Source organism: Streptomyces sp. NPDC006510, from assembly GCF_040611955.1.
Lineage (GTDB): Bacteria > Actinomycetota > Actinomycetes > Streptomycetales > Streptomycetaceae > Streptomyces.
In genome coordinates this window covers 1-9,377 of record NZ_JBEXPH010000262.1, presented here as the reverse complement: position 1 = coordinate 9,377, position 9,377 = coordinate 1, and the positions used below count along the sequence as shown (strand labels likewise).

The following is a 9,377-nucleotide window of genomic DNA, read 5'->3' as shown; positions in this document are numbered from 1 at the left end:
TCGTCACCAAGCTGGACGACGCGCTGCCCAAGCAGGGCCTCACCGAGCTGATGGAGCAGGCCAATCGGCCCGCCGAGTGGGAGGGCGCCTGCGGAGCCCCGCCTGGATCCGCGGCATCGACCACCGCATCGAGGCGCACGGCCTCGGGGTGCGGGAGCTGACCGAATCACCGTCCACCCGGCTCGCCGCGACCCGTGCCGGGGTCTTCGAACGCCCCGTGGACACCGCCGAGTTGCACGCCCCGTTCACCTCCCAGGAGGTGGTGCTGCGCAAGGCGCTCCGACTCGACGACAGCGTCGACGTCAACCCGTCCGGCGGCGCGCTCGCCGCCAACCCCGTCATGGCCGCCGGGCTGATCCGCCTCGGCGAGGCCGCTGCCCGCATCCACCGCGGCGAGTCCGACCGGGCACTCGCCCACGCCACCTCCGGGCCCTGCCTCCAGCAGAACCTCGTCGCCGTCCTCGAAGGGGAGAGCGCTCATGCCCGATGAACCCGTGGCCGTCGTCGGCATCGGCCAGACGAAGCACGTGTCCGCACGCCGGGACGTCTCCATCGCCGGACTCGTCCGTGAGGCCGCCGTCCGCGCGCTGGAGGACGCGGCACTGACCTGGGCGGACATCGACGCCGTCGTCATCGGCAAGGCGCCCGACTTCTTCGAGGGCCTGATGATGCCGGAGCTCTATCTCGCCGACGCCCTCGGCGCGGTCGGCAAACCGATGCTCCGGGTGCACACCGCGGGCTCGGTGGGCGGCTCCACCGCACTCGTCGCGGCCAACCTGGTCTCCGCGCGGGTGCACCGCACCGTCCTCACGCTCGCCTTCGAGAAGCAGTCCGAGTCCAACGCCATGTGGGGGCTCTCGCTGCCCATCCCGTTCCAGCAACCGCTACTGGCCGGAGCGGGCGGCTTCTTCGCCCCGCACGTGCGGGCGTACATGCGCCGCACCGGCGCGCCCGACACGGTCGGTTCCCTCGTCGCCTACAAGGACCGCCGCAACGCGCTCAAGAATCCGTACGCGCACATCCACGACCCGGACATCACCCTGGAGAAGGTCCGGGCGGCACCGATGCTCTGGGACCCGATCCGCTACTCGGAGACCTGCCCGTCCTCCGACGGGGCCTGCGCGATGATCCTCACCGACCGCGCCGGAGCGGGCCGTTCACCGCAGCCGCCCGCCTGGGTGCACGGCGGCGCGATGCGCAGCGAGCCGACGCTCTTCGCCGGCAAGGACTTCGTCTCGCCGCGGGCGGGCCGGGACTGCGCCGCCGATGTGTACCGGCAGGCGGGCATCAGCGACCCGCGACGGGAGATCGACGCCGTGGAGATGTACGTGCCGTTCTCCTGGTACGAGCCGATGTGGCTGGAGAACCTGGGCTTCGCCGACGAGGGAGAGGGCTGGAAGCTCACCGAGTCCGGCGTCACCGAACTCGACGGCGATCTGCCGGTGAACCCCTCGGGCGGAGTGCTCTCCACCAATCCCATCGGCGCCTCCGGCGTGATCCGCTTCGCCGAAGCCGCGTTGCAGGTACGGGGACAGGCGGGCGAACACCAGGTGGCGGGGGCCCGGAAGGCGCTCGGCCACGCGTACGGCGGCGGGGCGCAGTTCTTCGCCATGTGGCTGGTCGGAGCCGAGCCTCCCACCCGCTGACACCGGGCCGTCCCGGGCCGGCTGAAGCCCCGTTCGCGCCCTGTCCGGGACCGCCGGGGGTGGCTACGCTTTGGCCCGGGACGACAAGTGGGAGGAGCCGACGTGGCGGAGCGCACCACGACCCAGCAGCCCTTCGCGGGCTGGGACAAGCCGGATCTCGATCTCAGCAACGCACAGTGGAGGTCGGGCAGTCAGGGCGCGGGGGACGTACAGATCGCCTTCGTCGAGGGATTCATCGCGATGCGCAACGTCGGGAAACCCGGCAGCCCGTCGCTCATCTTCACCCCGGCCGAATGGCGCGCCTTCGTGGTGAACGCCCGCGACGGCGAGTTCGACCTCACCTGAGCGCGCGCCGTGCCATGACGCGGCCCCGAAGCTAATGGTCTTGGCCGAAGTTATCATTAAGTCCGTGTCAGACACCCGGATCGCGCTCGACCTCGCCCTCACCATCCGCCACGACGGCCGCGGCGGCGTGGCCGATGACCTCGCCACCCCGGACGGACTGACCCGATGGGTGCGCGAGCGGCGCGGTCCGCTCGGCGACGCGGCGCCCGACGACACCTGGGCGGCCGACGAACAGACCCTGGAAGCCGTACGGTCGCTGCGCGCCGCCGTCCGGGCGCTGTTCGCGCACGCCGTCCGCCCGGGAGAACCCAGCCCCGCGGACGCCGGCCGGCTGCTCCCCTTCGGCGAAGCGCTCCGCCTGCTGAACACCGCCGCTGCCGCGGTCCCGACCGTGCCCCACCTGGACTGGGTGCCGGACCGTGATCCGGTCGCCCATGACCACCCGATCGGTGGCACGGCGGGACCGGACGTGGTACCGGCCGCTCTCGCCCGCGCGGCCGTCGGTTTCCTCGCGGGCCCGGACCGCACCGCGCTGCGTGCCTGCCACGCACCGCGCTGTGTGCGCTACTTCGTCAAGGAGCACCCCCGCCAGGAATGGTGCAAGCCGTCCTGCGGCAACCGCGCCCGGGTGGCACGCCACCACGAGCGTCACCGCACACCGTAGGTAGCGTGGTCGCCGTGAGTGGTGAGCGCGATCTCCGAACCCTGCTGAGCGGAATGCGACCGGAGCTGAACCCCGGCCGCTATGTCTTCACGACCGTGCCGGACGGCACCGTGCCCGCCGGTGTCAGGCCGGTCGTCACAGTCGCCGAAGCCGAGGGGCTGACGCTGGTCCTCCCGGAAGCGGAAGCGCTCTCGGCCGGACTGGGGCACGACTACGCCGCGGCCTGGATCACCCTCCGTGTCCACTCCGCGCTGGACGCGGTCGGGCTCACGGCCGCCGTTTCCCTGGCGCTCACCGACGTGGGGCTGAGCTGCAACGTGGTGGCCGGCTTCCATCACGACCACCTGTTCGTCCCGTACGACCGGGCCGCGGAGGCGATCGGTGTGCTGGAAGCGCTGGCCGCGGAATCCGCCCGGGAGCCGGGGCGCGGACCCGCCCGAGCCCGGGGTGCGGATCCGTCCGGGACCGGCCCGCGCACCCGTCGGCGCCCCGGCCTGCGCGGACCCGGCTCCGCAACGTGAGCCCGGACACGTAACATGGCTGCATGTCCTTCCTCCGCCGCCGTAGCGCCGCCACACCCGCGGGCCCCGACTTCGACGTCCTGGCCATGGACCCGGGGGACTGGCCCGGAAACCTCGGCGCCGGTCTGCTGCCCGCTCCCGACGGAAGCTGTCAGGGCGTCTTCCTGCGCTACGACCTGTTCGGCGGCCGCGGCCCCGCGATGATCATCGGCAACCTCCCGGAGGGCTCGCCCGCCCGCGAGACCGAGGAGGGCCAGGTCCCGTTCGAGGTGGCCCAGCTGCTGCTCGCGCTGGAGAACGACGAGCCGGTCGAGGTCACCGGCACGGACGACATGCCCGTGATGCAGGGCGACAACCTGCTGATCGTCCGCCGGGTCAAGCTTTCCGAGAGCCGGATCTCCTGCGTCCAGTTCGACCGCAGCGACGGCGTGCTCGTCACCATCGCCAGCTGGGACCGGCCGATCACCGACGATCTGTACACCCTGCTGAAGCCGCTGCCCGCCGAGCTGTTCCAGCAGGGCTGAAACGGTCCCTCTCGCCGACCGCCCGCTTGCCCCGGGCGGCTGCGGGGCGCACACCTCAACATCCGTCCAAGTGCTCGCGGCCTCCGTCCAAGGGGCCGCTTTGTCATGCTCCTTGTCGGGTCAGTCGTCGGACCTTTAGCGTCGACCGCATGACATCCGGGATCACGCGACGTACCACCGTGAAGACAGCGATAGGGGCAACCGGTGCACTGGCACTGGGAATACCTGCCCTCTCCGGCACGGCTGCTGCTGCCGGTACCTCCGATGAATCGGAGGGAGCCACTCACACGGAAAAGCAGGCGGAACCGACGCTCCGGTACGACGCACCGGCCGCGAACTGGGAGCGCGAGTCGCTGCCCATCGGCGGCGGCGCCCTCGGCGCGAGCGTGTACGGGACGCTCGCCTCCGAGCAGCTCACCTTCAACGAGAAGACGCTGTGGACCGGCGGTCCGGGCTCCGCCCAGGGCTACGACTTCGGGAACTGGACCACCCCCAGGCCCGGCGCCCTCACCGGCGTGCAGCAACGCCTCGACAGCCAGGGCGCTCTGGACCCGGACGCCGTCGCCGCCGAACTCGGGCAGGCGAGGCGCGGCTACGGCGCCTACCAGGTCTTCGGCGACCTGCGGCTGGATCTGCCGAACGCCCCGGCCGCCGCCGACGCCTCCTACCGCCGCACCCTCGATCTGCGCAACGCCCTTGCCTCCGTGACCTACACCCATCAAGAGGTGCGCCACACAAGGGAGTTCTTCGTCTCTCATCCGGGCAGGGTCATCGCGGGGCACCTCGGCGCCGACCGGCCCGGCCAGGTTTCCTTCACCCTGCGCTACACCTCGCCCCGCAACGACTGCACCGTCACCACCGACCGGGACCGGCTCACCGTACGCGGCGCACTGAAGGACAACGGTCTGCGCTTCGAGGCCCAGGTCCGCGTCCGGACCAGCGGCGGCACCGTCACCGCGGACCCGGCCGGCACCCTCACCGTCACCGGCGCCGACAGCGCCTGGTTCGTCCTTGCCGCGGGCACCGACTACGCCGACAGCTACCCCTCCTACCGCGGCGACGACCCGCACACGGCGGTCACCGCCGCCGTGGACTCCGCCGCCCGGGCCTCCTACGAAAAGGTCCGCGACACCCACGTACGCGACCACCGCGCCCTCTTCGACCGGGTCGCCCTCGACATCGGCCAGCAACTGCCCGACCTCCCCACCGATCAGCTGCTCGCCCGCTACACGGGTGGTACGAGCCCCGCCGACCGGGCCCTGGAAGCGCTGTTCTTCCAGTACGGCCGCTACCTGCTGATCGCCTCCTCGCGGGCCGGCTCGCTGCCCGCCAACCTCCAGGGCGTCTGGAACGACTCGACCACCCCGCCCTGGTCGGCCGACTACCACAGCAACATCAATCTCCAGATGAACTACTGGCTCGCCGAGGTCACCAACCTCGCCGAGACCACCGCACCGTACGACCGCTACATCGAGGCGATGCGCGCCCCCGGCCGCAGGACGGCGAAGGAGATGTTCGGGACCGCCGGCTGGGTGGTGCACAACGAGACCAACCCGTACGGCTTCACCGGCGTCCACGACTGGTCCACCGCGTTCTGGTTCCCGGAGGCCGCCGCCTGGCTCACCCAGCAGATGTACGAGCACTACCGGTTCAGCGGCTCCACCGACTACCTGCGCTCCACCGCCTACCCGGCGATGAAGGAGGCGGCCGAATTCTGGCTGGCCAATCTGCGCACCGACCCGCGCGACGGACTGCTCGTCGTCACCCCCAGCTACTCTCCCGAGCACGGCGACTTCACCGCCGGCGCCGCGATGTCCCAGCAGATCGTGCACGACCTCCTCACCAACACCCTGGAGGCCGCCCGCACCCTCGGCGACACACCTGCCTTCCGCAGCCGGCTGGAGACGACCCTCGACCGGCTCGACCCCGGACTGCGGATCGGGTCATGGGGCCAGCTCCAGGAGTGGAAGACCGACCGGGACGACCCGGCCGACACCCACCGCCATGTCTCGCACCTCTTCGCCCTCCACCCGGGCCGTCGGATCGAACCCGGCAGCGCATGGGCACGGGCGGCCGAGGTCTCCCTCGGGGCGCGCGGCGACGGCGGAACCGGCTGGTCCAAGGCATGGAAGATCAACTTCTGGGCGCGGCTGCGCGACGGCGACCACGCCCACCGGATGCTCGCCGAACAGCTGAAGAACTCCACCCTGCCCAACCTCTGGGACACCCACCCGCCCTTCCAGATCGACGGCAACTTCGGCGCCACCTCGGGCATCGCCGAAATGCTGCTGCAGAGCCAGCACGACACCGTCGACATCCTCCCCGCCCTCCCGTCGGGCTGGCCGGACGGATCGGTGCGCGGACTGCGCGCCAGAGGAGGGTTCACCGTCGACATCGAGTGGGCCGTTGGGCAGGCCCGCCGTGTGGTGATCACGGCGAGCCGCACCCGCGAAGTGACCGTCCGCAGTTCGCTGTTCGCGAGCGGCGAGAAGGTCTTCAAGGCGCGTGCCGGCAGCCGCTACACGCTGGTCGCCGAGGGCTGAGCGAACAGCGCGGTCACCCGCGCCGCCGAGACACCGAGCCCCGTGGGACCGCTGATGTGCCACGGGGTTCCGGTGCCGCGCCGCAGGTCCTGCTCGCGGTAGCGCCGGCAGTCCCGGTGCCAGATCAGGATGCCCGCGATCCAGTGCTTGAGCTCCAGCACGTACCCGGCCAGGACCTCCCTCGCCTCCGCGTCCAGCCCGAAGTCGTCGTAGAGCACCGGGAGTTCCTGCTCGGCGACGTGCAGGAACTGCCTCAGCCGAGACTTCATCAGGTCGTACACGATCGCCACCCCGGTCGAATAGTCCACCCCGAAGAAGTTCTGCACGACCAGGACGCCGTTGTGCACCTCACCCTCGAACTCGATCTCCTTCTGGTACGAGAACAGGTCGTTGAGCAGACACGCGTAGTCCGCCGCCGCGTTCTCCAGTGAGCGCAGCGGCCCGCTGTGGTAGATCTCCGGCGGGACCTTCCTGCCATGGCCCAGCCGGCACAGGCTCATCGTGAGGTCGGAGCCGAACGTCATGCGCCGCATCTCGACATAGTCCACCGGGTCCGGGATGCGGTTCTGCACCTGGTTCGCCAGCTCCCAGATCCAGCTCGCGGTCATATCCTCGACCGCCGTCCGGAACGCGCGGCGCCCGCTCGGGTCCATCGGGGCCGAGGTCCGCACCCAGAGATCGGCGAGCCCCCGCTCCAGAGCGTTGACCGGTTCGGGCGTTCCGGACCCGTCCAGGGGCATGAACAGCGACAGACGCTCATTGGCGAGCTTGGCCCCCGTCAGATCGCGGGCCCGTCCGTGCACCACCGGGAACCAGTCGTCGCCGTAGGTCCCCCAGGTGAGCCACTGGGAGGACAGATCCAGCTCCTCCGGTGTCGCGTCCGGGTGCAGCCCCGCCGCGCAGAGCGGCAGATCGGTCGCGATGAGCCGCTCCTCGTCCCAGATGTGCGAACCGGGCACCCCCGGCTGCGCCTCCAGAATGCCCATGCGGCTCGCCCAGTCGACGATCCGTACCCGTGCCCCGTCCAGATGCGGGCTGAGCGTCGTGCCGAAGGGCAGCTCGATGTCGGGCAGCAGGGACGGGCCGACGCGCTGGTACGGCACATGGGTGTGGCCGCGCAGCCGGGCCGCCTCCGAGCGCGATGTGAACCGGATCGACGCCGCGGCCATCCCGAAGCCGGTCGTGGCCGTTTCGACCGCGCCGTCGTTCATGTAGCGGCTGGAGCGCATGTGCCACTCATGGCCGCCCGACTGCCAGTCCTGCAATCCCTTGACGTACGCGAGAACCGCCGCGGTCTGCGCCGGGTCGAGCCCCTTCTCCGCGCAGAGCGGCCCGAGTTCGGTGAGCGCGGTGTTCTCGAACTGCTGGAGCCGGGACGTCAGCAGATCGTTCACCGCGTCGGCGGCCTCCTGCGTGGTACAGCCGAGGAAGCGCTCCAGGACCAGCACACCGTTGCTGTTCTCGCCCTCGTCCTCGACCTCCCGCTGGTACGAGAAGAGGTCGTTGCGCAGATGCACACCGTCGGAGAAGGCGTCCCGCAGTACCCGCAGCGCACGCTCGTCGGCCACCGCCTCGGGGACCTCGGCGCCCGCCGCGTATTCCACGAGACCCGCCGACCACGGGGCGCCGCCCACCTTGCGGCGCATCTCGATGTACTCGACGGGGTTCGCGATGCGCCCCTCGTTGATGTTGGCGAGCTCCCACAGCGACTCGTTGAGCAGGTTCTTCGTCGCCTCGGCGAACCTGGCCCGCCAGGCGTCGGACATGCTCGGCACCGTACGCGCCCACAGATCGGCCAGCCCCGCCTCGACCGGATTGGTCGGCTCCGGCATCGGGGCCCCGCGTTCCATCGGCATGAACGCGGGCAACCGGTCCAGATAACGCTTTCCGCCCTCGCGGTCGGGGGTGCGCTTGAAGAGTTCCAGGAAGTGGTCGTCGAAGAAGAAGACCCACACATACCAGTCGGTGACCAGCGAGAGGGCTTCGGCCGAGCAGTCGGGGTGGGTGTACGCGCAGAGCAGTGCGTAGTCGTGGGAGTCGATGTCCTTCTCCTCCCAGATGCCCGAACCCTCCACCATCCCTATGCTGCGCGCCCACTCCTTGGTGTGTACCCGGGCCTCCTCGACGTGGGCGTTGAGCCGTGCCGGATACGGAACGTAGAAGTCCGGCAGGGTGAAGGGCTGAGCCATGTGCGTCCGGCCTTTCCTGGATCGCCGCGCGAGCATCGCGCGGACGTGATCGTGTCGGCGCGAGCACTACCCCTCGGCCGTTCGGGGCACGCACATCCGGGATTAGTCACACAAAAGGCGTGTCCACTGACGGCGGCCGGGAGCGGCCGGTGAGGGTCCAGGATTTCGCGGCACAGTCTCAGCTGGAATGGCACCAGGATGGCACTTGTGCCATCTGTCTGAGACCCGCGTCGAACTCGTCATCTGTTCGGGTGACTCCGCACCGGGCTGGCGCCGTCGCGGGCACCGCGCTGACACCCTGTTCGTCAGGGCGGCTGCTGGGGCGCAATGGACGATGCAGGGGCTTTGGTGAGTTTCCGATGTCGGGACGGTGGGTGCGTCGAAGGCCAGGCGTGGCGATCGCCGCGACCGGAGTACATGCCTGGGTTGCCGGCGGACTCCCGCTACGCGGCGAAGATCGCCGAGTTCGGGATTGGGCTTCGCACGCTGAAGCGGTGGATCGCCGAGTTCCGGGCTCATGGTGAAGCGGGGCCGGCCCCCAGGAAGGGACCGGCCCGAACACGGAGGGTCGCTGCTGACGACCGGTGGGCGGAGACGGCCCTGGAGGTGATGGTCGAGCACACCGGGGAGTCGAAGCCGTCGCAGACGATGGTGATCGAGCGGACGCGGGCCCGGGTGATCGCACGCCACGGTCCGGACGTCGTGCCGAAGCCGAGTCGTGCGTCCGCGTTTCGCCTGCTGGCCGAGCTGGAACGACGGCATCCGCTGTTCCGGCTGAGCGCGAAGCGGGCCCGGGACATCGCCGACCGACCAAACGGCGCCTACGGGAAGCTGCGGCCGACGCGGCCCGGCTAGGGAGCGTATTCGGTTGTGATCAAGGGGCCGCTCGTGTGAGGTCCTTGATCCAGATCATGGAGGCCCGGAGGTGGAGTCCGGCGAGGTAGC

General features: G+C 70.5%; 7 protein-coding genes and 2 pseudogenes. 8 read left to right on the top strand and 1 reads right to left on the bottom strand.

Annotation, left to right across the window (positions count from 1 at the left end; all coding sequences use genetic code 11):
- The 7 genes and pseudogenes from ABZY11_RS39945 to ABZY11_RS39915 form a co-directional block, all read left to right on the top strand.
- Nucleotides 1-490, top strand: a pseudogene (locus tag ABZY11_RS39945) (lipid-transfer protein); the annotation flags it as partial.
- Entirely contained in the window at nt 480-1,646 is a 1,167-nt protein-coding gene (locus ABZY11_RS39940; protein ID WP_356483871.1) for a thiolase domain-containing protein, read from the top strand. The pseudogene ABZY11_RS39945 and the gene ABZY11_RS39940, both read left to right, overlap by 11 nt.
- A 102-nt stretch (nt 1,647-1,748) precedes the next feature.
- Entirely contained in the window at nt 1,749-1,991 is a 243-nt protein-coding gene (locus tag ABZY11_RS39935; protein ID WP_356483870.1) for a DUF397 domain-containing protein, read from the top strand.
- Nucleotides 1,992-2,025: 34 nt separating this feature from the next.
- Nucleotides 2,026-2,655, top strand: coding sequence for an ABATE domain-containing protein (locus ABZY11_RS39930; RefSeq protein ID WP_356483869.1), 630 nt, complete (start codon nt 2,026-2,028; stop codon nt 2,653-2,655).
- A 14-nt stretch (nt 2,656-2,669) separates the two neighbouring features.
- Nucleotides 2,670-3,065, top strand: a pseudogene (locus ABZY11_RS39925) (ACT domain-containing protein); the annotation flags it as partial.
- A gap of 134 nt (nt 3,066-3,199) precedes the next feature.
- Nucleotides 3,200-3,700 carry a hypothetical protein gene (locus tag ABZY11_RS39920; protein WP_356483868.1) on the top strand — a complete coding sequence of 167 codons (501 nt, stop codon included), beginning with the start codon at nt 3,200-3,202 and terminating at the stop codon, nt 3,698-3,700.
- A 149-nt stretch (nt 3,701-3,849) separates the two neighbouring features.
- Nucleotides 3,850-6,243, top strand: coding sequence for a glycoside hydrolase family 95 protein (locus ABZY11_RS39915; RefSeq protein ID WP_356483867.1), 2,394 nt, complete (start codon nt 3,850-3,852; stop codon nt 6,241-6,243).
- Here ABZY11_RS39915 and ABZY11_RS39910 read toward each other — a convergent pair.
- On the bottom strand, nt 6,219-8,432 hold the full coding sequence (locus ABZY11_RS39910; protein ID WP_356483866.1) for a terpene synthase family protein: 2,214 nt from the start codon (nt 8,430-8,432) through the stop codon (nt 6,219-6,221). The genes ABZY11_RS39915 and ABZY11_RS39910 overlap by 25 nt on opposite strands.
- Nucleotides 8,433-8,849: 417 nt before the next feature.
- Here ABZY11_RS39910 and ABZY11_RS39905 point away from each other — a divergent pair, with 417 nt between their 5' ends.
- Nucleotides 8,850-9,287 carry a hypothetical protein gene (locus ABZY11_RS39905; RefSeq protein ID WP_356483865.1) on the top strand — a complete coding sequence of 146 codons (438 nt, stop codon included), beginning with the start codon at nt 8,850-8,852 and terminating at the stop codon, nt 9,285-9,287.
- Nucleotides 9,288-9,377: the final 90 nt, after the last annotated feature.